Source organism: Tannerella serpentiformis, assembly GCF_003033925.1.
Lineage (GTDB): Bacteria > Bacteroidota > Bacteroidia > Bacteroidales > Tannerellaceae > Tannerella > Tannerella serpentiformis.
This window is the reverse complement of sequence record NZ_CP028365.1, coordinates 480,749-507,053: the sequence shown is the minus strand read 5'-3', so window position 1 is coordinate 507,053 and position 26,305 is coordinate 480,749. Positions and strand designations below refer to the sequence as shown.

16 protein-coding genes are annotated in these 26,305 nt (G+C 60.0%); 6 read left to right on the top strand and 10 right to left on the bottom strand.

Going from position 1 to position 26,305, the window contains the following annotated elements:
• Nucleotides 1-85 precede the first annotated feature (85 nt).
• The gene (locus C7123_RS02035; protein WP_037980464.1) at nt 86-1,210 is read left to right on the top strand and encodes an Mrp/NBP35 family ATP-binding protein; all 1,125 of its coding nucleotides are present in this window, start codon (nt 86-88) and stop codon (nt 1,208-1,210) included.
• Nucleotides 1,211-1,215: 5 nt separating this feature from the next.
• Nucleotides 1,216-2,409 carry a THUMP-like domain-containing protein gene (locus C7123_RS02030; protein WP_069175619.1) on the top strand — a complete coding sequence of 398 codons (1,194 nt, stop codon included), beginning with the start codon at nt 1,216-1,218 and terminating at the stop codon, nt 2,407-2,409.
• A 122-nt stretch (nt 2,410-2,531) separates the two neighbouring features.
• Here C7123_RS02030 and C7123_RS02025 read toward each other — a convergent pair whose 3' ends face one another.
• Complete coding sequence (locus tag C7123_RS02025; RefSeq protein ID WP_038010090.1) at nt 2,532-4,055, bottom strand: bifunctional ADP-dependent NAD(P)H-hydrate dehydratase/NAD(P)H-hydrate epimerase; 1,524 nt, start codon at nt 4,053-4,055, stop codon at nt 2,532-2,534.
• Between the two features lie 623 nt (nt 4,056-4,678).
• On the opposite strand from C7123_RS02025, the gene C7123_RS02015 reads away from it, so the two are divergent.
• A complete protein-coding gene (locus tag C7123_RS02015) occupies nt 4,679-7,012 on the top strand; it encodes an outer membrane beta-barrel protein (RefSeq protein WP_083206923.1) in 2,334 nt (777 codons plus the stop codon).
• A gap of 472 nt (nt 7,013-7,484) precedes the next feature.
• On the opposite strand, the gene feoB is transcribed toward C7123_RS02015, so the two are convergent.
• From feoB to C7123_RS01995, 4 genes are all read right to left on the bottom strand, one after another.
• On the bottom strand, nt 7,485-9,869 hold the full coding sequence (gene feoB / locus C7123_RS02010; RefSeq protein ID WP_069175616.1) for a ferrous iron transport protein B: 2,385 nt from the start codon (nt 9,867-9,869) through the stop codon (nt 7,485-7,487).
• A gap of 616 nt (nt 9,870-10,485) precedes the next feature.
• Nucleotides 10,486-11,496 carry an ABC transporter ATP-binding protein gene (locus C7123_RS02005; RefSeq protein ID WP_069175615.1) on the bottom strand — a complete coding sequence of 337 codons (1,011 nt, stop codon included), beginning with the start codon at nt 11,494-11,496 and terminating at the stop codon, nt 10,486-10,488.
• Nucleotides 11,493-12,530, bottom strand: coding sequence for an iron ABC transporter permease (locus C7123_RS02000; RefSeq protein WP_069175614.1), 1,038 nt, complete (start codon nt 12,528-12,530; stop codon nt 11,493-11,495). The genes C7123_RS02005 and C7123_RS02000 overlap by 4 nt, the downstream gene beginning before the upstream one ends.
• A complete protein-coding gene (locus C7123_RS01995) occupies nt 12,530-13,696 on the bottom strand; it encodes an ABC transporter substrate-binding protein (protein ID WP_069175613.1) in 1,167 nt (388 codons plus the stop codon). The genes C7123_RS02000 and C7123_RS01995 overlap by 1 nt, the downstream gene beginning before the upstream one ends.
• A 982-nt stretch (nt 13,697-14,678) precedes the next feature.
• Between C7123_RS01995 and C7123_RS01985 the strand changes: the two genes are divergently transcribed.
• Nucleotides 14,679-16,241, top strand: coding sequence for an Omp28-related outer membrane protein (locus C7123_RS01985; protein ID WP_069175611.1), 1,563 nt, complete (start codon nt 14,679-14,681; stop codon nt 16,239-16,241).
• 92 nt (nt 16,242-16,333) lie between these two features.
• On the opposite strand, the gene yihA is transcribed toward C7123_RS01985, so the two are convergent.
• The 5 genes from yihA to C7123_RS01960 all read right to left on the bottom strand — a co-directional run bounded on the left by yihA (nt 16,334) and on the right by C7123_RS01960 (nt 22,017).
• Nucleotides 16,334-16,930 (bottom strand): ribosome biogenesis GTP-binding protein YihA/YsxC, encoded by a 597-nt coding sequence (yihA, locus tag C7123_RS01980; RefSeq protein ID WP_069175610.1) that lies wholly within the window; start codon nt 16,928-16,930, stop codon nt 16,334-16,336.
• A gap of 75 nt (nt 16,931-17,005) precedes the next feature.
• Nucleotides 17,006-19,480 (bottom strand): hypothetical protein, encoded by a 2,475-nt coding sequence (locus C7123_RS01975; RefSeq protein ID WP_069175609.1) that lies wholly within the window; start codon nt 19,478-19,480, stop codon nt 17,006-17,008.
• A 188-nt stretch (nt 19,481-19,668) separates the two neighbouring features.
• Nucleotides 19,669-20,625 carry a calcium/sodium antiporter gene (locus tag C7123_RS01970; RefSeq protein WP_038010462.1) on the bottom strand — a complete coding sequence of 319 codons (957 nt, stop codon included), beginning with the start codon at nt 20,623-20,625 and terminating at the stop codon, nt 19,669-19,671.
• An 11-nt stretch (nt 20,626-20,636) separates the two neighbouring features.
• A complete protein-coding gene (locus tag C7123_RS01965; RefSeq protein WP_037983192.1) occupies nt 20,637-21,014 on the bottom strand; it encodes a MerR family transcriptional regulator in 378 nt (125 codons plus the stop codon).
• Nucleotides 21,015-21,033: 19 nt separating this feature from the next.
• Complete coding sequence (locus tag C7123_RS01960) at nt 21,034-22,017, bottom strand: M23 family metallopeptidase (protein WP_037983193.1); 984 nt, start codon at nt 22,015-22,017, stop codon at nt 21,034-21,036.
• Nucleotides 22,018-22,115: 98 nt separating this feature from the next.
• Between C7123_RS01960 and alaS the strand changes: the two genes are divergently transcribed.
• Nucleotides 22,116-24,746, top strand: a complete 2,631-nt coding sequence (gene alaS, locus C7123_RS01955; protein ID WP_069175608.1) for an alanine--tRNA ligase — start codon at nt 22,116-22,118, stop codon at nt 24,744-24,746.
• 509 nt (nt 24,747-25,255) lie between these two features.
• Nucleotides 25,256-26,305, top strand: coding sequence for a 3-dehydroquinate synthase (aroB, locus tag C7123_RS01950; RefSeq protein ID WP_069175607.1), 1,050 nt, complete (start codon nt 25,256-25,258; stop codon nt 26,303-26,305).

Below are 26,305 nucleotides of genomic sequence, written 5' to 3'. Positions count from 1 at the left end.
AAAGGTCCCATCCACCCCAGATGGCTGCCCGGCTTGTCCTTATAAACTATAGCGGCCAAGTGGCTGCACAACACGATTATATAAGATGAAACTTTATCCGAAATTGATTTTAGACGCACTGGAAAAAGTGCGATACCCAGGCACGGGGCAGAACCTCGTGGAGTCCGGAATGGTGGACGATGATATCCGTATCGACGGCATGAAAGTCTCTTTCACGCTCATTTTCGATAAGCCCAACGATCCGTTCACCCGATCGGTGGTCAAGGCCGCCGAGGCCTCGATTCTGGCTTACGTTTCGCCGGACGTGGAGATCAAGGGCAACATCAGCACCACCTCACGGCAGGAGATGCAGCCCGTCGGCCCCGCCTCGGAAGAGGCACCGCTGCTGCCGGGCGTCAAACACATCATCGCCGTGGCCTCGGGCAAGGGCGGTGTGGGCAAGAGCACCGTATCGGCGAATCTGGCCGTGGCGCTGGCTGCCGCTGGCTATCGCGTGGGACTGCTGGACGCCGACATCTTCGGCCCCTCGCAGCCGAAAATGTTTGACGTGGAGGCCGCCCGGCCTGCGTTGGAGAAGGTGGGCGACAAGGAGCTGATTATCCCCATCGAGAACTACGGCGTGAAAATGCTGTCGATTGGGTTCTTCGTCAACCCGGACGAGGCCGTGCTCTGGCGTGGGGCCATGGCCTGCAATGCGCTCAAGCAGCTCATTAGCGAAGCCAACTGGGGCGAGCTGGACTACCTGCTCATAGACCTGCCACCGGGCACCAGCGACATCCACCTCACCCTCGTGCAAACCCTTGCGCTGACCGGGGCCGTGATCGTCAGCACACCGCAACAGGTGGCGCTGGCTGACGCCCGTAAGGGGATCAGTATGTTCGTTGACAACAAGGTGAATGTGCCCGTGTTGGGTCTCGTCGAGAACATGGCGTGGTTCACTCCGGCCGAATTACCAGAGAACCGGTACTACATTTTTGGGCGCGAGGGCTGCAAGCGCTTGGCCGAGGAGTTAGGTGTGCCCCTGCTCGGGCAGATTCCGCTCGTGCAGAGTATCTGTGAGAGTGGTGACGTCGGCGAGCCGGCTGCGCTGGACGAGGATACGGTCACAGGCATGGCTTTCCGGCAGCTGGCCGAGCGCGTGGTGGAGCGTGTGGCCTACCGTGAGCAGCACATGGCGCCTACGCAGAAGGTGGAAATCACACATTCATAGCCTCCGTGGAACTTTCCGCGGACATGCGGCAATTCATAGCCGATCACGCAGCGGACGACACCCGTTCGCTGCTGCTCGCAGCGGCACGTTACCCCCGGGTAGACGTGCCGTTTGCCGTTATACAGATCGAATCGCACCGCCGAATCCGGGATAAGCTGCCCCAGTGGTTTGCGGCGCGCGATCGGCTCGTCTTCCCCTCGCGGCGGTCGGTCGAGCAGTGCTCCTCGGAGGCGGCGGCGCGCTACAAACAGCGGCTTATCGAGGGCGCGGTCGGTAGCCTCTGCGACCTCACGGGCGGCCTCGGGGTGGATACCGCGAGCTTAGCCGAACGCGTGGCACGCGTCATCTATGTGGAGCGCGACGGCCCGACGTTCGAGGCGGCCATGCATAACTTTTCCGCCTTGGGGTTAGGCAACGTGACCGGCCTCCATGCTTCGGCTGAGGACGCCCTCCTTATCCTGCCGCCCGTGGACATCTGCTATATCGACCCCTCGCGACGCGACGGCTGCGACCGCCGACTGTTTGCGTTGGCCGATTGCAGTCCGGACCTCGAGCAGTTGCTTCCGACGATCCTGTCTAAGGCCCCGACGCTCATCGCCAAACTGTCGCCGATGCTGGATTGGCAACATACGCTGGCCCGCCTACCGGGGACGTCGGACATCCACGTGCTGGCCGTCCGGGGCGAGTGCAAGGAGCTGACCTTCGTCGTCCGACGCGCCCACGCCGCACCGCCAATGATCCACTGCGTTCACCTCACGGCCGACGGCGGGGAGCAGGTCTTCCGCTTCACCCCGGATGAGGAGCGCGCCGCACCGTCGGCCGTCACCGCCTCCGTCTCGTCGTTCCTCTACGAGCCTAACGCCGCGATCCTCAAGGCGGGCGCCTTCCGACTCGTAGCTCAGCGCATGGGCCTCGGTAAGCTGCACACGGACAGCCACCTCTACACGTCGAGCGCCGAGGTGACAGACTTCCCCGGCCGACGCTTCCGTGTGGACGAGGTGCTGCCGTTCGGTCGCCAATTGTCCCGCGTGATGGCCCGCACCGTGCCCCGCGCGAACATCGCAGTGCGCAACTTCCCCCTCTCGCCCGACGCCCTCCGCGCCCGACTGCGGATAGCCGACGGTGGCGACGTCTACCTCTTCGCCACCACCCTGGCCGACGGCCGCCGGGTAGTGATCCGTTGCACGCGCATCGGCTGACGGGGGCGACCGTCGACTGCGGCCAAAAGAAAAGGGTTGGTGAGCCTGCTTGGCCCATCAACCCTTTTTGGTAGTGATCGGTTACGGTGGCCCGTTTGTGGTCACCGCCCGCGGTACGTCCGTCAGTCGTCCGCCTGTTGCATACGGAAGGCCCGGCCCAGTTCGTGGACAATATCGCTGGCCACCAGACTCTCCTCCGACGACCGCGCTGCGGCCAGATCGCCCGCCGAACCGTGCAGGAAGACGCCTATGATGGCCGCCTTGACCGGATCGTAGCGCTGCGCCATGAGTGCGGCGATGACACCCGTCAGCACGTCGCCACTGCCGGCCGTCGCCATGCCAGGGTTACCGGTGGTGTTGAAGTAGATCTGCCCCTGCGGCGCGCAGACGGCCGTATAGGCGCCCTTGAGGACGATACAGATGGCGTGCTTGACGGCGGTCGTGGCCGCCTTGTGCAGTCGGTCGTAGCCGTTGGCGCTCTCGCCGAACAGCCGATCGAACTCGCGTGGGTGGGGCGTCAGCACGGTGCCCGGCGGGAGGAGCGGCATAAGCTCGCGGTTGCGCGCCAGCAGGTTCAGCGCGTCGGCGTCGAGGAGGAGGGGCTGGTCTACCGAGCGCAGCAAACGCCCCAGGAGGGAGGCCGTACGCTCGTCCGTGCCGATGCCGGGCCCGATGGCAATGGTGTCGAACTCCCGCAGGCTATCCGGCAATGTGGTGATGCGATCGCGGTCCGCGTCGAGGTCGATCATGGCTTCCGGAACGGCCGTCTGGAGCACCATCTCGCCCCGCTGAGGCAGGTGGACGGTCAGCTTACCCACGCCGCTGTGCATGCAAGCCGAGGCGGCTAAGAGCGCTGCGCCCATGCGGCCTTTACCGCCGGCGACGAGCAGCGCATGGCCGAAGTCGCCCTTGTGTGCAAAGCGGCTGCGGGGACGGATCAGCCGCTCCATGTCCTCGTCCGTGACCATGAGATAAGCCGTCGGCGTCTTCTGGATAATGTCGGGGTGCAAGCCGATGGGGAGCACCTTCCAGCGACCCACGTAGGCCTCGTTTTCAGGCAGCAGCATGGCCAGCTTGGGGAACTCGAAGGTGAGCGTCATTTTGGCGCGGATGATGCTGTCGGGGTTGTTGCTCAGGTTGTCCTCGCCGAAGAGTCCGGAGGGCATATCGATGGATACGACGGTGGCGTTGGACTGGTTGATGTAGCCAACTACGGCCGCATAGCCGCCTGTGAGGGGGCGGTTGAGGCCGGAGCCAAATAGGCCGTCGATGACCACGTCATGCTCGGTGAGTTCGGGCGGATCAAAGTCGTCGATCACCTCATAGAGGCGTACCTTCTCGTCAGCCAAGATGCGCTGCTTGTTCTCCTCACAGTCCGGCGAGAGTCGTTGGCCGGGGTTGAAGAGGTAGACTTCCGTGCGATACGATTCCTCGGCCAGCAGTCGGGCTACGGCCAAGGCGTCGGCGCCGTTGTTACCCTGCCCCGCAAAGACGATCACGCGTCGCTGCTTGGAGAAGTTGCGCTTAAATTCATTGGCAAAGGTCACGGCCGCTCGCTCGACCAAATCGATCGACGAGATCGGTTCGTTGTCGACCGTATATTGATCAAGGCTCTTCAGTTTCGATGTCTCAAATATTTTAATCATGTCCGGTGGGGGTTAATGGATTGAGTGTCCAAAGATACGGCTGTGAGGGCGAAACGAGCCGGAATTGCCTTCATCATGCCCGGGCGGCAGCATCTGAACCGTACCAGCCTCCAGACTTTCTGCCGACCTGCGGAGATCCTACCCCGCGCGTAGCTTTCCTTTCCGTAACGTGAGTTCGATGTGCGATTTTCTGGAGGAAATCGCCTGCCACAAAACTTTTTCGGCTCATTTCCTTGAGGAAATCGGCCGCCACAAAACTATTTCGGCTCATTTCCTCAGGAAATCGGCCGCCACAAACTTTTTCGGCTCATTTCCTCAGGAAATCGGCCGCCACAAACTTTTTCGGCTCATTTCCTCAGGAAATCGGCCGCCACAAAACTATTTCGGCTCATTTCCTCAGGAAATCGCTGGGATGGCCCACATCAAACTCACGTTATTCTTACGTCGAACTCACGTTTCCGTAGATGCACATGGAAAGGCGCCTTTTTGATGCGGTCGCCCTGCCCATCATCTCCAAATAGGCTCAAGAACACGGTGCTCGTTCGTTTTTTTTTGCACTTAGCAATAAGATCACGGAGCGATCGTTTTTCAATCGTGAAATAAAACAACCAATCAAGTAGATTATGAAAGCAAAACGAGTATGCGCTGTGCTGATCCTGTTGATCGGTATGGCAGGCGTGGTTCGGGCGCAGGAGCTGACCGGACGCGTGGTGGACGACGCAAAACGTCCGATGGAGTTTGTCAATGTGGTAGCCTATGCGCTGCCCGATTCTGCCTTTGTGGCGGGGGCGATCACCGACGCCAATGGCGCCTTCTCATTGTCCGTCCCTGGCACGGCTGCGAAACGCGTGCTGAAGGTCTCCTTCGTGGGCTATGAGACGCAAGTCGTTGAGGCACGGCCGGGCGTCGTCGTCACCTTACGACCCGAGGCGGCAGCGCTCGGCGAGGTCACGGTGACGGCCGATCGCATTCGCCGCAGTGCAGGCGGATACACGGCCAACCTGCTCGGCTCGACCGTGACACAGGGCCGACAGGCGGACGAGATACTGGCATTACTGCCCGGCGTGACGCGCCGTGATGGAGAGCTGCAAGTGCTCGGGCAAGCCGTCGGAACGGTCTACGTGGACGGCATCCGGCTGACCGACATCAAGGACCTGGCTGCCCTGCCCGCCGACCGCATCCATCGTGTGCAGGTGGATTACACGCCCGGCAGCAGTGAATTTGCCTCCACACGCGGCGCCGTGATCCGCATCACACTCCGCAAAGAGCTGGATGGCGGATACTACGGCTATGCCATGGCCGGCGCCGATGTGTACTCCAAATACGGCTTCTCGCGCGACTTCGCCTACGCCGTCTACAACGGCCGATTCAATCGCCTGAGCCTCTACAATGTCCTCTCTTATACCGATTACTACCTCGCCACCGACGACGAAAACACGTACGACTTCCTCCGCACGGGACGCGCGCAGCGTACCGACGTACAGTCTCGCGGCTGGACGCACCGCCTCTACGACCGCCTCAGCCTGACCTACGACCTCACTCCGCGCAACACCCTCGGCACCTCGCTATACTTCTCTACCGACCACGCCAAACCCCGCACCGACGTGGCCACGTTCGTGCGCACCCCGTCGGGCTGGGCCGACACGGCGCTCTACACCACACGCATCGAGACGCCCTACACCTATCGCACGTACCAGGGCACCCTCCGCTTCGACCGCGAGCTGGACGACCAGGGTAGCACCTTCAACATCGGCGCCGACTACCTCCGCCAGTACGCCCGCAATCGCATGCAGACCCTGCGCCTCCTCCCCTCGCCCAATTTAGACACCCTCTCGAATCGCTCCGAAGAGACGACGAACATGCTCGAGGCCCGCACGTCGCTCAACAAGAATTTCGCCTCCGGCCTCGCCATCAACGGCGGCTTGGCTTACCGTCGCATCACCGTGGATTACGACCTCACCAACGAGCGCCACCTCCGCACCTTGCCCTACGCCGAGGGACGAATGCCCGCCATCTATGCCGAGGTGCAAGGCCCTATCGGCAAACGCCTACAGTACGGCGTCGGGCTGCGCGTGCAGGAGAGCCGCATCGCCTATCGCCCGGACGCTGCCGCCGACCTCACCGTGCACGACGATTGGGACGCTTACTCCTCCTTCAACCTGCTGTGGATGATCAACGAGGCGCGTAAGATCTCCGCCACCCTGAACTACACCGAAGCCGTCGACGACATCCCCTACAGTGCCCTCACGACTCACCGCGAGTACACCGACGACCACAGCTACACGACCGGCAACCCCGACCTCGTCCCCTGCAAGTCGCACACCCTCACGGCTGTCCTCGACCTCTACGACCATCTCTCCTTCAACACGATCTACATCTACAACGAGACCCCGATCTATTACGCCACGCGGATGGATCCTGCCCTGCCGTCCGTGACTTACACGAAACCGATGAACGCCAAATACGAGCGTCTGCTCGGACTTAGCGCCGAGGCACGCTTCGATCCCCTGCCGTGGTGGAAGCTGAAGGGCATGGTGATGTACACGCTTTTCGGATCTAAGTCGGAGGACTTCGACGTCAGCGGTCAGCAGAAATACTACTTCTCGCTCTCGAACACGTTCCGCTTCACGCCGCACATGGGCGCTTCGCTCGAGGGCTATTACGAGCCTACGTACCACTTCACCGACCGTATCTACCGCACCGTCTATGAGATGTCGGGTAGCGTCTACCACACCTTCCTGCGCGATCGGCTGGCACTCCGGCTCAACTTCAAGCTCTTCCGCCACGGCCGCGTGATCGACACCGAGACGCCCGACCTTCGCCTCGTCGAGGCCAACCGCTCGCACGAGCAATACTTCGGCCTCTCTCTCTCGTACTCCTTCAGCGGCGGCCGCAGCGTAGACGTCAAGCAGACGGAGGAGATCCAGTCCTACGAAAAGATCCGCGACAAGCGATGACGGAGCGCGATTGTACCCGTACAATCGCCTGTCGAGCCTATGCAGCACGCGAAAGTGTGGGGCGCGTGTATGACTAAATGTACGCGCGTCCCTATTCTATGGTTTTAGTCGTTGCGCCGCCGGTGCAAGATTTCCAAAGGCACTTTGGCCATCGCGTGACGCCCGTAGAGAGTCTCTGCGGGCTTTATTCTTACATCGACATACGCGTTATGTCACAAGACGAAGGGAGGGGAATGTGTGGAGGAGGGGTAGGGATAAAAATATAGGAATCGACGGTAATCACTTACGGTCGATTCCAGAAAAGAAATTTATTTGACTTACGTGGTTTTTTTATCCATGTCTAACTAAAAATTCACACCGCAAAGGTACGGGTGCTGAGCGGGGGGCGAAATCCCTAATTGTGGGTAAATTACTGTCTTACCCTTCGCTATTACTGGGTATGCGAGCCGTATTGAGGGCAAAAAGAACAGCCTCAGGCACTCAAAAACAGCCCCGCGAGGTGGTAGACTCCGTACGACATCAGCCACGCCACACCCGTATTATAAAGGATGGAGAAGGCTACCCACTTGCGACTACCGGTCTCGTTGCCGATGGCGGCCAGTGAGGCGATGCAGGGGCAGTAGAGGAGGATGAAGATCAGGAAGGCCAGGGCTGAACGCTGCGTAAAGTCGCCCGAGGCGGCCAGGGTGCCGGAGAGCGAGGCCTCGTCCGCGTTGCTGTAGAGCACGCCGAGCGTGCTGACGATCACCTCCTTCGCGGCGGCACCGGAGAGGAGCGCCACGGTAGCCTTCCAGTTGAAGTCCATCGGCGCTACGAGGGGTTGGCAGAACTTGCCGATGCGACCTAGGAAAGAATTCTCGTATTGCATTTCGGACAGTGCCACAGGGTCGAGCGTGGTGTCGGTGGGCACCTCGGTGCGGGGGTAATAACTCAGGAACCAGATGATGATGGAGATGACAAGGATCACGCCGCCGATCTTGCGCATGTACTGCTCGGCTTTGTCCCACATGTGTTTCAGCGTAGCGCGGACGGTGGGCATGCGGTAGGGGGGGAGCTCCATCACGAAGGGCGTCTCGTCGGCTTTGAAGACGCCGCGGCGCAGGAGCACTGCGGTGAGGGCGGCCATGAGGATACCGAAGGCGTAGAGCGAGATGAGCACCGTGCCGGCGGTGGCGGAGAAGAAGGTGCCGACGAGCAGAATGTAGACCGGTAGGCGTGCGCTGCACGACATGAAGGGATCGATCAAGATCGTGATCAGTCGGCTGCTGTGGCTCTCGATCGTGCGCGTGGCCATGATGGCGGGCACGTTGCAGCCGAAGCCCATGAGCATGGGGATAAACGACTTGCCGTGCAGGCCGATGCGGTGCATGATGCGGTCCATGATGAAGGCTGCGCGGGCCATGTAGCCCGAATCTTCCATGAGCGAGATGAAGAGGTAAAGCAGCAAGATGTTAGGCAAGAAGACGGTCACGCTGCCCACACCACCGATGACGCCGTCGGCCAGCAGATCGCGCAGCGGCCCCTCAGACATGTGTGTGCGGAGCAGTTCGCCGAGCCACGCGAAGGCGGCCTCGATCCAGTCTTGCGGATACTTGCCGAGCCAGAAGGTGGTGGAGAAGGTGAGCCACATGAGGAAGATGAAGATGGGGAAGCCAAGCCACTTATGGGCCACGATGCGGTCGATGCGGTCGGTGGCGCGGTTGAGGTCGACGGTGCCGGGGGTGTAGACCTTGCGGAGGGCGCCGGCGATGTAGCCGTATTTGCGGTCGATGACGGCGGCCTCCGTCTGTTCGGCCAGCAGTCGGTGGATCTTCTCCGCGCCCCGTTCGGCCGCCGCCTTCCACTCCGGGTAAGCCGCACAGCTGCGCAGGGTACGCTGCGCCTCGGTGTCGCCCTCAAGGAGCTTCAGGGCCCAGTAGCGGGGTGGGAACTGGCGGGGCAGCTCGTCGCTCTGCTGCATGAGGCGGGAGACGATGGCCAGTTCGGGTTCGATCGTGGTGCCGTAGTTGATGTTCACCTGACGCGTCACGCGGTTGCGGCCCTCGAAGAGGTCGATGATCGTGTTGAGCAACGTGTCGATGCCATCGCCCGTGCGGGCCACGGTGGGCACCATCGGTATGCCGATCATGCCGCCCAACTTCTCGTGGTTGAGCGTGGCGCCGCTCGCTTCCAGCTCGTCGTACATGTTGAGCGCGATGACGGTCGGCTGGCTGAGGTCGATCAGTTCGGTGGTGAGGTAGAGGTTGCGCTCGAGGTTGGAGGCTACGACGACGTTCAGGATCACGTCCGGCCGGCGGTCGAGGATATGCTGACGCACGTACCGCTCCTCGGGCGAATAGGCCGAGAGGGAGTAGGTGCCCGGCAGGTCGGTGATGTTGAAGCGGTAGCCTTTGTAGGTGACATGCCCCGTTTTGGCGGCCACGGTGACGCCGCTATAGTTGCCCACATGCTCGCGCCCGCCGGAGATGACGTTGAAGAGCGACGTCTTGCCGCTGTTGGGGTTGCCCACGAGGGCCACGTTGATTTCGTTCTTGCGTGGTGCGGGCTGTGTGTCGGCCGACGGGCGACGGTTCGTCGGGTCGTTCGCGTTCGGTGCCTCCTCCGGGCCGTCCGGCAGGGGCTGGTTGGCTTCGTCTTCGGGCAGCACTTCGATCATGGCTGCCTCGCTGCGTCGGAGGGAGACCTCATAGCCCATGACGCCGTATTTGACGGGGTCGTTCAGCGGGGAATTGAGCATCGACGTGACCTTCTGTCCGCGTACAAAGCCCATCTCTATAATGCGTCGGCGGAAAGCTCCGTGTCCCGACACACGCACAATGACGGCCGAGTCGCCGTTCTGTAAGTCCGATAAATTCATCTGTATCCTTGATTAGTAAAGAGGGACATTACGGAGCATGCACACTGCTACGCACTGTCCTTTTGGAGGGCGCAAAAATATTTCCGTGCCCTTCTTATACCAATCCCAAATAATCGGGGGCGTTTTATGATCATCCCCCCCACATATCCCCAATAATTGGGGGTGTCGGGGGACGTCTGCCCAATTGGCGAAGAGGAGACAGGGCGTTATCCTGAAATTACACCTCATTCCCTCGGGGGATAGGGGCGTTATCCTGAAATTACACCTCATCCCCTTGAGGGGATAGGGGTGTTATCCTGAAATTACACCTCACCCCCTCAGGGGATAGGGGCTTCATCCTGAAATTACGCCTCACCCCCTCAGGGGATAGGGGCGTCATCCTGAAATTACGCCTCATCCCCTCAGGGGATAGGGGTGTCATCTTGAAATTACGCCTCATCCCCTCAGGGGACGGGGGTGTCACCGCAAAAAAAGCTCCCATCCCCTCAGGGGACGGGGGTGTCACCGCAAAAAAAGCTCCCATCCCCTCAGGGGACGGGGACTTTCCGGACGGGTACGCCCTCATCCCCTCAGGGGACGGAACTTGGTAAGGGCGTCTCTGGGTATTTCTGGCTCGTCATTGATCCGCAATCAGCGACAGCAGCGCCTCGATGTTGGTGGCGGACTGGGTGCTACCGTCTGCGCGGTGGATGACGAAGGGATCGCCTGCGGAGCCGGTGGTGTCAATGTGGAGGGAGTCGTCAGCGACGTGGCGGTCGGCACGGATACCGTTTCGTTGCAGGGCTTTGCGCACCATCGCGTAACGGCTGCCGTGGCCGTGGAGGTGGATCTCGCGGCGGTAGTCCGTGTCGATGCGGAAGAAGCCCGTTTCGGTGTCGTAGGTGATGCCTTTGCGGGAGAAGAAACTGCTGAGTTTGCCTTCTAAGGAGAGGTCCTCAGGCGTACCGATGGCGATGCCGTTCGTGCGGTCCATGAGCCAGATCTTGTCCGCGATTTGGAGCGCCAGCTCGAGGTCGTGGGTGGACATGAAGACGGTCTTCTGGAGCGTGTGCGTAAGGTTGTGGAGCAGCTGCATGACCTCCACCTTGCTGGGGAAGTCGAGGAAGGCCGTGGGCTCGTCGAGGAAGATGATGGGCGTCTCCTGCGCCAGCGCCTTGGCGATCATCACCTTCTGCCGCTCGCCATCGCTGAGGGTGTGCACCATGCGCTGGGTGAGCGGCTCGATGCGCACGCGGGCGATGGCCTCGTGCACGATCTTGCGATCGCCCTCCTTGAGTGTCCCCCAAAAGCCGGTGTAGGGACTGCGCCCGAGGCCGACCAGCTCCTCGACCGTCATGTTGCGGATGTCGCTCTTTTCGGTCAGGACGACGCCGATGACGGTGGCCAACTGCCGGTCATCATACGTGGAGAGCGGACGGTCGAGCAGGTCGATCGTGCCGCCGAGCGGGGGTTGGAAGGCCGAGAGGGTGCGCAGCAGGGTGGATTTGCCCACGCCATTGGTGCCGAGGAGGCACGTCAATTCGCCGCTGTGGATCGAGGCGTTGAGGTGTTCGGCCACGCGCTTCGTGTTGTGCTTGTCGGGGTAGCCGATGCTGAGGTCGCGGAGGCGGATAGTCGTTTCTTTCATTCGTTCACTTCATTTCTTCGTTTACTGAAAAGCACGTAGACCACGATAGGTGCGCCGATGAGCGCCGTGACGGAGTTGACGGGCAGGGCGCCCTCGAAGCCGGGCATGCGGGCGATGAGGTTGCAGACCAAGGCCAGCGAGGCGCCGGTGAGGATGGAGGCGGGCATAAGGATGCGGTGGTCGGACGTGCGCAGGAGGCCGCGGCAGAGGTGCGGCACAGCCAGCCCGAGGAAGATCACCGGCCCGCAGTAAGCCGTCACAATGGCCGTCAGGAGGCCGGCGCAGGAGATGACGCTCAGGCGCGCCCGCTTGATGTTCAGGCCGAGGTTGCGGGCGTAGCCCTCGCCGAGGAGCAGCAGGTTGAGCGTCTTGATCAGCAGCAGTGAGAGCGGCAGTAGCACGGCCATGATGGCGACGAAGAGCGTCATCTGATTGCCCGACACGCGGGCGAAGCTGCCCAGGCCCCAGATGACGTAGGCGCGGATGTCCTCCTCGACGCTGAAATACTTCAGCATGCCGATGATGGCGTTGGCCACATAGCCGATCATGACGCCGATGATGAGCAGCGTGACGCTGCCCCGCACCTTCTGCGAGACGAAGACGATGAGCGCCATGACGGACAGCGAGCCGACGGTGGCCGCGATCGTGAGCGCCAGTTCGCCGATGTAGCCGAGCTTGCTCAGCGCTACGCCGCCCACGCTGCCCGAGAGCAGGATGACGAGCGCCACGCCGAGGCTGGCCCCGGAGCTGATGCCGAGCACCGATGGCCCGGCCAGTGGATTGCGAAAGACGGTCTGCATTTGCAGGCCGCTCACGGCCAACCCCGCGCCCGCCACTAAGGCCGTCAGTGACTGGGGCACGCGCGACTTCCACACGATGTTGCGCCACACCTCCGACTCCTCGCCCGTGCCGAAGAGGATATGCACGATCGATTGCAGTGGGATGGCCACCGATCCGAGCACCAAGTTGAGCACGAAGAAGAGCGCGATGGAGGCGGCGATGAGCGTCAGAATAAGTGCTGTATGGCGCTTCATCACTTCAGCAACTTGTAGTAAACCGGCTTATGATCGGGCAACAGCTGCGGGTGGAAGGCGTGGATCAGGTCGGCCAGGACCACCTCCGGCTCCACGGGCACGCCCTCGTAGAAACGTTGCGACTTGAGGTTGCAGTAGACCACGCCCCGCTCGCGGAAGGCTCGGAAGTCGGCATAGCGGGCGTCCTCCTGCCGGAGGGCGTCGTAGGTGAAGGTACCGTCGTAGCTGTTGATGATGCGCCAGAAGCGGGCGTTGACGGCTTGGGCGTAGACGGTCTCGAAGTCGAGCGTGAAGCCGCCCGAGTGGGGGTCGTCCTTGAGGAAATAGTCGGCGCCGGCGTCCTCGAACTGGCGCGCCAGGAAGCTCTTACCGCCGACAGCGTACCAGTTGCCGCCACGCATCTCGCCGCTGAAGACCACCGGTCGCTCCTTGACGTCGGCCGTGAGCGCCTTCAGCTCGTTGTATCGCTTCTCGATCTCGTCGAAGCGTTTGATCGCAGCGTCCTCGTTGCCGGTCAGCAGGCCGACGAACTTGATCCATTCGGCCTGCCCGAGCGGCGTCAGCTCCTTGTATCCCAGGTGCGGAATGAGCGGTGCGCCGGTCTCCTTGAGCGCCTCGTAACCGCCGCGTTTGAAGGGCGAGATGAGGATCACGTCGGGCGCAATGCCCATCACCACCTCGGTGTCGAAGTTGCCCTCGATGCCGATCTTACGCGTGCGGCCATCCTTGAGTTGGGCGTTGATCTGCGGGTCGAAGAGGTGGCGTGTGCTGGTCAGACCGGCCACGAGGTCGCGGCGGTCGAGGGCGATGAAGTTGGAGAGCTGGAGCGTAGTCATGCAGACCACCTTGCGGACGGGTATCTCGATCCGCTCGTAGCCCTCAGGCGCCCGGAGGTCACTGCCGCGCGGCACGAAGGCATAGCGGTAGGCACCCTCCGCCATCTCCCCCTCTTCGTCCTCCTTCTGCGGGTCCTGGATGTCAACCAGCCACACGCCGCCCTCGGATCGCAGGCTGAAGCCCTCGGCATAGCGCGGCTTGAGTCGTTCGGTACGTTCCGCATCGGTCGCGTCCGTCTGGCCCGCTCCGTGCTGTTCCTTCTTAGCGCCGCCACATGCCGCCATCAGTAAGAGCAGCAGGCCCGCGGCCATCATTTTCTTGAGTGTCATTGTCATCATTCTTCTATTGTAGTATATGTCATCTTCTCGCTTCTGGCCGCCCCCTTCCGGGGGTACGCGCATCGGCCATGCCCATTCGGTCGATGCCTATATAAATAGGTATAGCCTCCGCCTCCGGAAAAATCGGCGCCAAAGGTAACGGCCGGATCCAATCAGAGCGGTGCTGGATCCGTAATCCTTTGGGCCTTACGGGCGATTTGAAGATATAGGCCCGGACTTCGGTCGGGGGGATCAGTCCTCCCTATCGTGTCCTGCCAACAGCTTTCGGCTCCTGAGGCGGCCTCGATGTGCGACTTGGCAACTCTGGCAGGCCGCCTGCCAACATCGTCGGAGTGTTCGGTGACGCTGGCAGGCGGCCTGCCACCATTACCGGAGTCTCCGATAGCCCTGTCAGGCGGCCTGCCACCATCACCGGAGTGTTTGGTAGTCCTGTCAGGCGGCCTGCCAACGTCACCGGAGTGTCCGATAGTCCCGGCAGGCGGCCTGCCAGAGTCACCAGACACTCCGACCACTTTGGAAGGCCGCCTGCCAGCGTTTGCGCCCCCGGATGTTCAGCGACGCGCCCCCCCGAAGCAACAAGCCGACGGACGACCTCGCCAAGCTCATAGACAAGCTCATAGATATACAGCAGACAGCGGCGCCGATAGGTATCGATGGGGCTGTCGGTTTGTCTACGATCACCGGATCGGAAGCCGTTTGGACTACAGCCGAAGCGCTACGCACCCGGCACCACGGATGATTTCACAACTTTTCGTCAGGTGCTTTGGCCATTATGGACGATTTCACAGACTGGCGCCTGCTCTCCACCAGCCCTCCCTGCCTTTTCATCTCTTTTTGCGCTTCGGATGCCCCAACCCGCCAGAGAAGCCACTCCGAGGAGCTCCATTCATCCGCGGACGGGCCGTAAACGGCAAGGCAGGGAACCCGGAAAGTCTATTTTTGCGCCGATTACAAATTGAAGAAGATAGATCAAATGAAAAATCGTATCCTATGGATTCCCCTCTTGGGGATCTTGGCCATCATGAACTTGATTGGCTGCTCAAGCGAAGAAAAACTGCCCCCCACGGTCACCCTGGAGGCCAACAAAACGTCGATCAAAGCCAACGGCCGCGACTCGATCACCTTCGTGGTGAAGGTGAACGGTCAAGAGACGACTCAGGGCGTCACCGTTCGCTCCGAGTCGGGTCAGGCCGTCTCGTCCACGCTCCGCTATGCCGCGGATAAGGTCGGCACGCAGACGTTCTACGCCCTGTATGAGGGCACGAAGTCGAACGCCGTCACCGTCACAGCCACCCAGATCGTGGTGACGCTCAAGGTGGATCGCACATCGATCCGACCGGGCACAGCGGATCAGGTACACTTCACCGTTCTGGCTGACGACGAGGATGTGACCGCCTCCTCCTCCATTCTGCGCCGCGGCGAGACCGAGACGAAGCTCGAAGGCACCACCTTCTCGGCCGATAAGTCGGGCGACTACACCTTCTACGCCATCTATCGCAACGAACGTTCGGCCGAAGTGGCTGTGCACGCTGCTGCTGGTAGCGTCACGCTGCGTGCCGACCGCAGTGCGATCCACGCTGACGGCAACGAGGCGGTGGCCTTCACCGTGACGGCCGACGGTCACGACGTTACGGACAAGGCCGTCATCTCCCTCCGCTCCACGCCCGACATCGCCCTCATCGGCCACAACTTCACCACCACCGAGGCCGGCGACTATGCCTTCTATGCCACCTACGACGGCGTCCGCTCGACTGAGGTGCGCGTCAAGGCCAGCGCAATGGCGTTGAACTTCGCCAAGCAGCATTGCATCATGCAATTCTCGTCGGCCACCTGCGCCACCTGCCCCATCATGACCACGGCCATCAACGACATCATGACCCTCACGCCGGGTCGGGCTGTGCCCATCGTCTTCCACGTCAGCCAGCTCTGCTTCAACTATCCCGAGCTCTACGGCGTACTCTCGGAGACGGCCGACCGTCTCTGCCCGGCTTGGCCCTCGGCGCTGGTGGATATGCACACGAAGGTGAACGTCTACCGCACGGCCACGCGCGAGAAGTTCAACGAGGCCATCTGGATCCTGAACAGTTACGCACCGGCACAGACGGGCATCGCCCTACGCTCTTCGGTGAAAGGCGGCACGATCAGCTTCACGGCCGATGTGGCGGCTAACAAGACGGGCGAGTATCGCTTCTTCGCCTACATCGTCGAGGACGGCATCAAGTACGGCCAGCGCATCGGCAATGGTGAGGACGCCATCGACCCCAACTATGTACATAACAACGTGGCGACCTATCCGCTGACCGCCACGGACGACCCGAGGTCGGGCCTCTCGTTAGGTACCATCGAGCGTGGCAAACACCTCACCCGCACCTATACGATCGACACCCGCGCCTACAACATCAAGCGCAACGTGGATCTCAGCCGCTGCCGCGTCGTGGCTTACACACTGCGTTTAGTGAACGGCTCGTACACGGTCGACAATGTGGCCACCTGCTCCGTCTCGGGCGGTTCGGTCAGCTTCCGCTACGCCAAGTGAGCAGGGCGTCACTCTAATCACCCCGTAACGAAGAAAAGCCCGCTACCGACAGAGGAGTTCGGGAGCGGGCTTTTTGTGTGATAGAGGTGGGATCAGAGGCTGCGATTGATCTCGTCGATGTAGGCGAGGATCTCGTCGCGCCCCTCGTTCTTCTCGGACGACGAGGTCATGATGGGCGGCAGCTCCTCCCACGTCTCGAGCATCTTTTCGCGATAGGCCGCAAGGTTCTCTTGCAGGCGACTGCGGCTGAGCTTGTCGGTCTTGGTGAAGATGATGGCGAACGGCACACCATTCTGCCCGAGCCACTCCATGAACTCCAGGTCAATGCGCTGCGCCTCATGGCGACAGTCGAGCAGGACGAAGAGGCACGTGAGCTGCTGGCGACTGAGGATGTACGATTCGATGATCTGCCGCAGCCGGTCACGGTTCTCGCGACTGCGTCGGGCGTAACCGTATCCGGGCAGGTCGACCAGATACCAGCTGTCGTTGATGATGAAATGGTTGATGAGTTGCGTCTTACCGGGCTTCTGCGACGTCATGGCCAGCTGTTTGCGTCGTGTCAGCATATTGATCAGCGACGACTTGCCGACGTTCGACCGTCCGATAAAGGCATATTCCGGCATCCCACCGTCGGGACACCGCTTCACGTCCGTGTTACTCGTCACGAACTCTGCACGTTGAATTTCCATTTGTTGTTATGTATGGGGTTAGGGTGGATGAAGGCGTTCTGTAGCTGTTTCCTTTCGGGAAATAGTCGCCCCACCTTATTTCAGGAATCCGTAGGCATAGACCTTCGGCTCGATCTTACGGGCCAAGGCGGCGACACGGGCGCGGAGGTCTTTGATCAGCGTGGTATAGGTGTCGTCGGGGCTGGTGGTGTTCATCTGCGTCTTGCCGCTCTTGCTCGTCTTGACGCCTTGGCAGTGGAGGCGGATGTCGTAGAGCGAAGCGTCGGGGAGGGCGCCGGGTTGGCGGTGATAATATTGCCAGAGGGCACGGCCGGTGTCCATCGCCGCGGTAGCCTCGGGCGAGAAGGCGAGGGGCTCGCCTGTGCGTGGGCGGGGCGTGTCGACATTGAAGATTTGGAGCTGGCTCTCAGCTGTCGCCTCTGCCTTGGGCAGCTTGCCGCGGATAAAGTCGTGCATGAAATGGCTCTTAAACGCGTCTTGTGCGCCGACCTCTGCTTCTGAGAAAGGGATCCAGTGGTTGACGCCTTGCGTGCTGCTGATGCGGTTTTGTCCGTGGAAGAGGGTAAAGACAAGGCAATCGTTTTGAAACTCCGTATCGCTCGCCCAGCCATCGTTGGGGTAAAGGAATTGGTCGCGGTCGTTATCCCAGTTGGGAGAAATGCAAAGACGGATAGCGAAGTAGATGCTGCCTACAAACAACGTATCTCTATTAATGTATAAGTAGTTGTTATGCCGACTTCCTTCTATAGATGCGATGTTTAAGAACTTGTTGTTTTGAAAATCAGGAGTAGGGTTTTCCATAAATCCGATGGCTCCCTTCTTCTTGTCAAACTGCTTAATCCATGCGTTGATTCTTGGTACATGGTCGAGTGAGGCTACGGTCTTCTCTTTATAGAACGCGCCCTTTTTGTCGTAGAAAGTCCCCGTCTTTTCAACAAAGATCTCTTCCTGCTCCGTGTTCCACATCTGAAATGAGATGGGGAACTGCCCACTCACATTGTCGAAGGTATCGGCTGGAACCGCAAAAAATTTTTCGAGCTGCGCTCGAAATTCTTTCCTGAAATCCGAGAAGTTGGAGGATTGCAAATTTTTCAAAGTTGAAAAATTTGCAATCCTGCATAGAGGGATTTCCTTGTATATCCGGATCAAGAATTGTGCGAATAATTCATTTCCAGCTTTACCGATAATTCCTTTATACTTCTCGTGTGTGCGATTACCAATGGCTGTGCCTGCTTTGTTCTTGCTTGTTCCTGTGACTGTTTTGGCCGTAGTTGCCTCCGCATACGGCGGATTGATATAGATGACCAGCTTACGGCGGCGTTCGGGATCATTAATAATCTCTCGGAGGCCGTCGGGGAGGAGGTCGAAGGAGTCGTTGAGGAAGTCGAAGCGGAAGACGTGGCTGTCGAGCAGGTTGGCACCGTTGGCGATGCGATCGTGCATGACGTCGACGTCGCTCTGGTCGAGCGTGGAGGCCCAAATGCGGTACTTGTTCGTTAGCCCCACGAGCAGGTTGCCCGTGCCCGCGCAGCAGTCCCAGATGTCGTATTCCTCCTGCCAATCTTCACCTAACTCGTCGGAGAGGTACTGCTGCGAGAGCTCCACCCACTGGCGCGGCGTGAAGTAGGAGCCTTTGCGTTCGCGCACGTCTTGCGGCACAAGTAGGTCGCGCCGCGCCACGATGTACTCCCAATATTCCTCACGAGGCGGACGCTCGTAGCGATTCCAAAACTCAGTGTGCGCGCGGCCGTCATCCTTAAAGTCGGCTCGTTTGGCGTTAAGAAAGCCCATGCCGTCGATCTTCCGATCCAGCTCGTAAAACGTCTCTCGCAGCAGGACGTAGAGCTTCTCTCGGAGCGTGATGTTTTGCCGAGAGAGGAGGTCGGCTAAGTAGAAGTCAGCGTCGATGATGCCGGCCTTCTTCGTCTTTTCCCAATCGATAGCGATGGACGGTCGGACGGCCTCGCGCCACTTGGCGTATACGGCCGTGAAGTTGGTCTTGTTGATGGGCAGCTTCCAGAGGTTGGCTTTGTCGATGATGAAGTTTTGGCGGATGAATTGCCGTAGCTCTTCGCTGTCGGTGTCGAGGCGGAAGCGGAGCGTGTCCTTTTCGAGCGTCCGGCGGACAGTCTCCATGAGTTGCCGAAACTCGCGTGTATCGTGGTCGGAGGGCTTGACGTTCCAGTTGAAGTCGTTCTGATAAAAGACGTCATGGATGTCGCTGTAGGGCAGGAAGGCAATCTTCTCGGCATCAAAGGCGCCGAGGAAGGTGGGCGGCATGTGTCGGTCAAAGGTGCGTGCCTTTCCGATGGTGAGGATGAGCTGCACGAGCGACTCGTCGATGTCGTGCGATGTACCCTTCTTGGCTTCGGCCCAAAGCAGGTACTCCCTGTCCTCGGGTGCCGGAGCGACGCCATGCAGCGGCAGTGCGGGTAGGGCTACGGCAAAGTCAATGTTGCCCAAGATGGGCGTGGCGTCGTAGGCGCCGAAATAGTCGTGCCGGAGTCGGTTCTTAATCTCTTCTTCGCGGAGGTTGGTTTGATACTTCATAAAGGGGAAATAAGCGGGGAGGAGGCATGCAGAAAAACAAGGGCTGAAATCAGTGACTTCGGGGTCGGGATAAAAATCCAAGACCTAAACGTGCGGCGCGTTGTCATCCCTCCTCGGGAGGAAGATCGAAAAGCGGCCGGGTACACGGGAGGGGGGAATCCTCCATCTCGCGTGCCCGGCCTTAGCTGTTACGCATTGGCCACCAAGTAGGCGGTGTAGGCGATGAAGCAGAGGGTCATTACGACGCCCTCCCAGCGGGTGATGGTGCGCTGGCGGAAGAACTGTCCGAAGATGAGCAGGAGGACGGCCGATCCGATCATCACGGCATAGTCGACCATCGTAATGCCGGCTACGTGTAGCGGCGAGATGGAGGCGGCGCAACCGAGGACGAAGAAGATGTTGAAGAGGTTCGAGCCGACCACGTTGCCGATGGCCATCTGTGGATTCTTCTTCAGCGCAGCCACGGCGGAGGTGGCCAGCTCGGGTAGGGAGGTGCCGCCGGCGACGAGCGTCAGGCCGATGGTCGACTCGCTCACGCCGAGGTTGCGCGCGATGGCCGACGAGCCGTCGACGAAGAGCTGTCCGCCGTAGATCAGCCCTGCTAGTCCGCCGACGATGTAGAGCGCCGAGCGCCAGACGGGCATGGATTTGATGCCCTCCTCGTCGGCGTCGTCCGTCTTATTGTGGGCGATGGCCAAGGTGTATCCGAAGAAGATGGCGAAGAAGCAGAGGAGCACCAGTCCGTCGATGCGGCTGAGGACGTTCTCCGTGGCGCCGTCGATCCAGACGTCGCTGGCTACGAAGAGGAGCACCAAGGAGGCGAGGATGCAGAAGGGCACTTCTTTCGTTATGGTGCTTCGAGGGACGTGCAGCGGAATGATGGCGGCTGTCACGCCAAGGATCAAGAGGACGTTGAAAATGTTCGACCCGACCACGTTGCCCATGGCCAGGTCGGGGCTGCCCTTGAGGGCGGAGAGTACGCTCACGGTCAGCTCCGGGGCGGAGGTGCCGAAGGCTACGATCGTGAGGCCGATCACGAGGTTTGAGATGCGGAATCGCTTGGCTACGGCCGCGGCGCCGTCAGTCAGGGCGTTGGCGCCGACGAGGATCAGCACCAGTCCGATGACGACAAAAACGAGGGACATCCATACGTTGTTCATTGTTTTTCCATCCTTTCTTCTTCATTGTTTTCCAGCCGATCGATGGCGTCCCGAAGGGCGACGAGCTCGGCGCGAATCGTTTTTAATTTCTCTATGATTTGCATTTGGTTGATAGTAGTCTCCTTGTTGTCCTTGAGCTTGCGTCGGGCGCCGGCGACGGTCATACCGCGTTCCTTGAGGAGGTAGTGGATGAGGCCGATGAGCTCAATGTCCTGCTCGGTGTAGTAGCGGGTGCCGCCGGGCGTCTTGCGCGGAGCGAGCTCGTCGAATTCCTTCTCCCAGTAGCGGAGGGTGGATTCGTTCAGGCCGAAGCGTGCGGCTACTTCCCGGATGGAGAAGTAGAGCTTGAGGTTCTTGTTCTGTTTTAATCCCATTGATGGGCGAGGGGGGGGATCAGTCGAGCACCTGGCCGTGGTTCTCAGACAGCTGCAGCATCTGGTCGTACTCCTCGGGATTGAGATCCTGATAGTAGTACTTGGCGGGGTTGTCCGGTTTGTCGTTGATGTGCACCTCGTAGTGCAGGTGTGGGCCGGTGGATTTGCCGGTGCTACCCACCAGGCCGATCACTTCGCCACGGGTCACAGACTGCCCTTCGCGGACGAGGATCTTCTCCATGTGGCCGTAGAGCGTTTTGTAGCTGTAGCCATGATCGATGATGACGCAGTTGCCGTAGCCCTGTTTCCATCCGGCTAGGATGACGCGGCCGTTACCCGTGGCGTAGATATCCGTGCCCATCGGGGCGGCGAAGTCCATGCCCGCATGGAAGCGGAGGGTGTGATAGATCGGGTCGATACGTGTGCCGTAGCCCGATGCGGTGCGTTTGAGGTCTTTGTTCGATATGGGCTGGATGGCGGGGATGCAGCGCACACGCTCTTCGAGACTTTTACCGATGGAGATCAGCTCCTCGAGCGAGTTAGATTCGACGTAGAGCTGCTTCTTGAGCATGTCGAGCTTCTGCGTGGTCTCGATCACCAGATCGGCGTTGGAGAGGCTGGAGAGGTAGGCGTAGCGGTTGGTGCCGCCGAAGCCCGGTTTGCGGACAGATTCAGGGATGGAGCGGGCTTGGAAGATGGCACGATAGAGGTTCTCGTCGCGTTGCTGGATGTCGTCCAAAACCTCCAGCGCATCGTTGAGTTGCAGGCTGAGCACCTCGTATTGGGTTTGCAGCAGTTTGTTCTCCTTTTGCAGGAGGGATTCCATGGGGGAGGAGAAAATGTTGGCGAAAAGAAAGAAGAGCGCTACCCCGACCAATATGCCGATGCTGGCATGCCTGACGACAGCGAAAATGCGCTGCTTGACGGTGGGATAGACCCGCTCGAAGCTGAGCGTCTCCGTGTTGTACTTGTAGTATATCTTCTTTGACTTGAATAGTCCCATAATCAATTCATCCCTTATGATTGAGGCGCAAATGTAGGTTTTGACCTATGTTTGCGCCCCATTTGCAAGGTTTTAACAGGTTATTTACATATTCAAATATGCTGACAGCACAAGAAATTCGCGAATCATTCTTGTCTTTTTTCGCATCGAAAAGACACCATATTGTACCATCGGCTCCGATGGTTATTAAGGACGATCCCACGCTGATGTTTACCAACGCCGGGATGAACCAATTCAAGGACATTATACTCGGTAACACCGCCATCAAATACCCTCGCGTGGCCGATTCTCAGAAATGTTTGCGCGTCAGCGGTAAGCACAACGACCTCGAGGAGGTGGGCCACGACACGTATCACCACACCATGTTCGAGATGCTCGGCAACTGGTCGTTCGGCGATTATTTCAAGAAAGAAATTATCAGCTGGGCGTGGGAATACTTGGTTGACACGCTGCATCTTGACCCGGCACGACTCTACGCCACCATCTTCGAGGGCAGCCCATCCGAGGGCCTCGAGCGCGACAGTGAGGCGGCCGGCTATTGGGCCGAATACCTGCCCGCTGACCACATCCTCGAGGGCAACAAGCACGACAACTTTTGGGAGATGGGCGACACGGGCCCCTGCGGACCTTGTTCGGAGATCCACATCGACCTCCGGCCCGACGCTGAGCGCGCGGCTGTGCCCGGGGCATCGCTCGTGAACAAAGACAATCCGCTCGTGATCGAGATCTGGAACCTCGTCTTCATGCAATATAACAGGAAGGCCGATGGCTCCTTGGAACCGCTGCCGAACCGCGTCATCGATACAGGCATGGGCTTCGAGCGACTCTGTATGGCGCTGCAAGGCAAGACGTCGAACTATGACACGGACGTCTTCCAGCCGCTCATCCAGGCCATCGCCCACATGACGGGCACGACCTACGGCGCCGATCGGCAGAAGGACGTGGCTATGCGCGTCGTGGCGGACCATATCCGCACCATCGCCTTCTCCATCACCGACGGACAGCTGCCCTCGAACGCCAAGGCGGGCTATGTGATCCGCCGCATCCTGCGCCGCGCGGTGCGTTACGCCTACACCTTCCTCGACTGCAAAGAGGCCTTCATGTATCGCCTCCTCCCGACGCTCATCGCCACGATGGGCACGGCTTATCCGGAGCTAGTGGCCCAGCAGGAGCTGATCGGAAAGGTGATGAAGGAAGAGGAAGAGGCTTTCCTCCGCACGCTCGAAACAGGCATCCGTTTGCTCGAAAAAAAGATCGAAGAGCTGAACGCCGCGGGTCGTAAAACGCTGGCCGGAACGGACGCCTTCGCCCTCTACGACACGTATGGCTTTCCGCTTGACCTCACCGAACTGATCCTCCGCGAGCATGGCATGGACGCTGACCTCAAGGGCTTCGACGCCGAGATGCAGAAGCAAAAGGAACGCGCACGCAACGCCGCCGCCATCGAGGCTGACGACTGGGTGACGCTGCGCGAGGGCGAGACGGCCTTCGTGGGTTACGACATGATGGAGTGCGACGTGGAGATCCTCCGCTACCGCCGCATCAAACAGAAAAACAAGACCCTCTATCAGATCGTCCTCGACAAGACGCCCTTCTACGCTGAGATGGGTGGACAGGTGGGCGACAGCGGATGGCTCATCGCCCCGGACGGCGAACAGACGGAGATCATCGACACGAAGCGCGAAAACAACCTGCCTGTGCACCTCACCACGAAGCTCCCGAAAGACCTCACCGCCTCGTTCACAGCCCGCATCGACGTGGAGCGCCGCATCCGCTGCGAATGCAACCACACGGCTACGCACCTGCTCCATGAGGCGCTCCGCGAGACGCTCGGCACACACGTTGAGCAGAAAGGATCGTACGTCGGGCCCGAGTCGCTCCGCTTCGACTTCTCCCACTTCGGCAAGATGACCGACGAGGAGATCCGCCGCGTGGAGCAGATCGTCAACCGTCGCATCCGCCAGAACCTGCCTCTCGACGAGCGTCGCAACATGCCCATCGCCGAGGCCAAAGCCTTGGGCGCGATGGCCCTCTTCGGCGAGAAGTACGGCGAGGAAGTGCGCGTCGTGCGCTACGGCACCTCCGTCGAGCTTTGCGGCGGCACCCACATCCCCGCCACCGGCATGATCGGCTCCATGTACATCACCAGCGAAAGCTCCATTGCCGCCGGTGTGCGCCGCATCGAGGCCGTCACGGCCGACGCTGCCGAGCGACTTTTCCACTTCACCCAAGACGCCGTGCGCGAGGTGCGCGCCTTGTTCAACAACGTGCCCAACCTGCTGCCGACCATCCGCAAATCGATCGAAGAGAACAGCGAGCTCAAGCGGCAAGTCGGCGAGTACATCCGGGAGAAAGCCGCCACGATGAAGAAGGAATTGCTCGCCCACGCCGTCGATCGTCGTGGCACCCGACTGATCCTCTTCAACGGCGAGGGCGACGTCGACCTCTGCAAGTCGATCGCCATGCAGATCAAGGACGAATCGTCGAGCGACGAGCGTATCTGCTTCGTGGCCGGCATCCGCGACCACGATCGTTGCGGCCTGCTCGTCCTGCTCAGCCAGCCCCTCGTCAGTGAAGGTCTCGACGCCGCGAAGCTGGTCAAGAAGGGCTCCTCGTTCATCCGCGGTGGAGGCGGCGGACAGCCCCACTTCGCCATGGCTGGCGGCAAGAACCCCGACGGCTTGAGCGCCGCCATCGACGCCATCTTGGAGGAGGCCGGACTGAAATAAAGTCGCCCGGACCGCCCCCGCCAAGAGCTTTGCAAGCGTGTGAAATCCAATCTGAGCCTCATTTTGGACTTTGCACGCTTGCAAAATGCAATCTGAGGCTCATTTTGGACTTTGCACGCTTGTAAAATGCAATCTGAGGCTCATTTCGGACTTTGCACGCTTGTAAAATGCAATCCGAGCCTCATTTTGGACTTTGCACGCTTGTAAAATCCAATCTGAGGCTCATTTCAGGCTTTACATGCTTGTAAAATCCAATCTGAGGCTCATTTCGGACTTTGCACGCTTGTAAAATGCAATCTGAGCCTCATTTCAGGCTTTGCACGCTTGTAAAATGCAATCTGAGCCTCATTTTGGACTTTGCACGCTTGTAAAATGCAATCTGAGGCTCATTTTAGACTTTACACGCTTGTAAAATGCAATCTGAGGCTCATTTTGGATTTTGCACGCTTGTAAAATGCAATCTGAGGCTCATCTTCTCCCATTATTATATGTATAGCATAGACCCCCCAATGATCATCTTCACAAAAGACATCGCCGAGGCGCTGACCGCCTACCTCGCGTCAAAGAATTACGACAAGACCTACCTCGTCACCGACACCAACACGCGGCAGCACTGCCTGCCCCTGCTCGAAGGCACTCCCGCCCTCCGCGACGCCGGGCAGATCACCATCGAGGCCGGCGACGTCCATAAAGACATCGCGCAGGTGGCCCAGATCTGGCAGCACCTCTCCGACGGCGGCGCCTCGCGTCACTCGCTGCTCATCAACCTCGGCGGCGGCATGGTGACAGACCTCGGCGGCTTCGCCGGCGCCACCTTCAAGCGCGGCCTGCACGTCCTCAACATCCCCACCACCCTCATGGCCTCCGTCGACGCCGCCGTGGGCGGAAAGACGGGCATCAACTTCAACGGCCTCAAGAACGAGATCGGCTCCTTCCACCAGCCCGATTGCGTGATGATCGACTGCACCTTCCTCCGCACCCTCGACCGCGACAACCTCCTCTCCGGCCTCGCCGAAATGATCAAGCATGGTCTCATCGCCGACTCCGACCACCTGCGCGCCCTCCTCACCATCGACATTTCTGCCCGCCACTTCACCATTGATCCCGCTGAGGTGGAGCGTTCCGTCGCTGTCAAAGCGCGCATCGTCGAGGAGGACCCCATCGAGCAGGGCATTCGTAAGGCGCTCAACTTCGGCCACACCATCGGCCACGCTTTCGAGAGCCTCTCCTTCGCCCGCAGCCGTCCCATCCTCCACGGCCATGCCGTCGCCGCGGGCATCGTCTGCGAACTCTACCTCTCGCACAAACACTGCGGCCTCTCGACCGACGATCTGCGCCGCGTAACCCACTTCATCCGTTCGGGCTATCCACCCTTCTCGTTCAGTTGCCGTGATTACGACACGATCTACGAACGCATGACGCATGACAAGAAGAACGCTGGCGGCCGCATCCGCTTTGCCCTCCTGCGCGGAATCGGCGACGTCGTCATCGATCAAGAAGTGCCTCGTGAGCTCGTCATCGAGTCGTTCGACTTCTATCGGGAGAACATGGGACAGTAA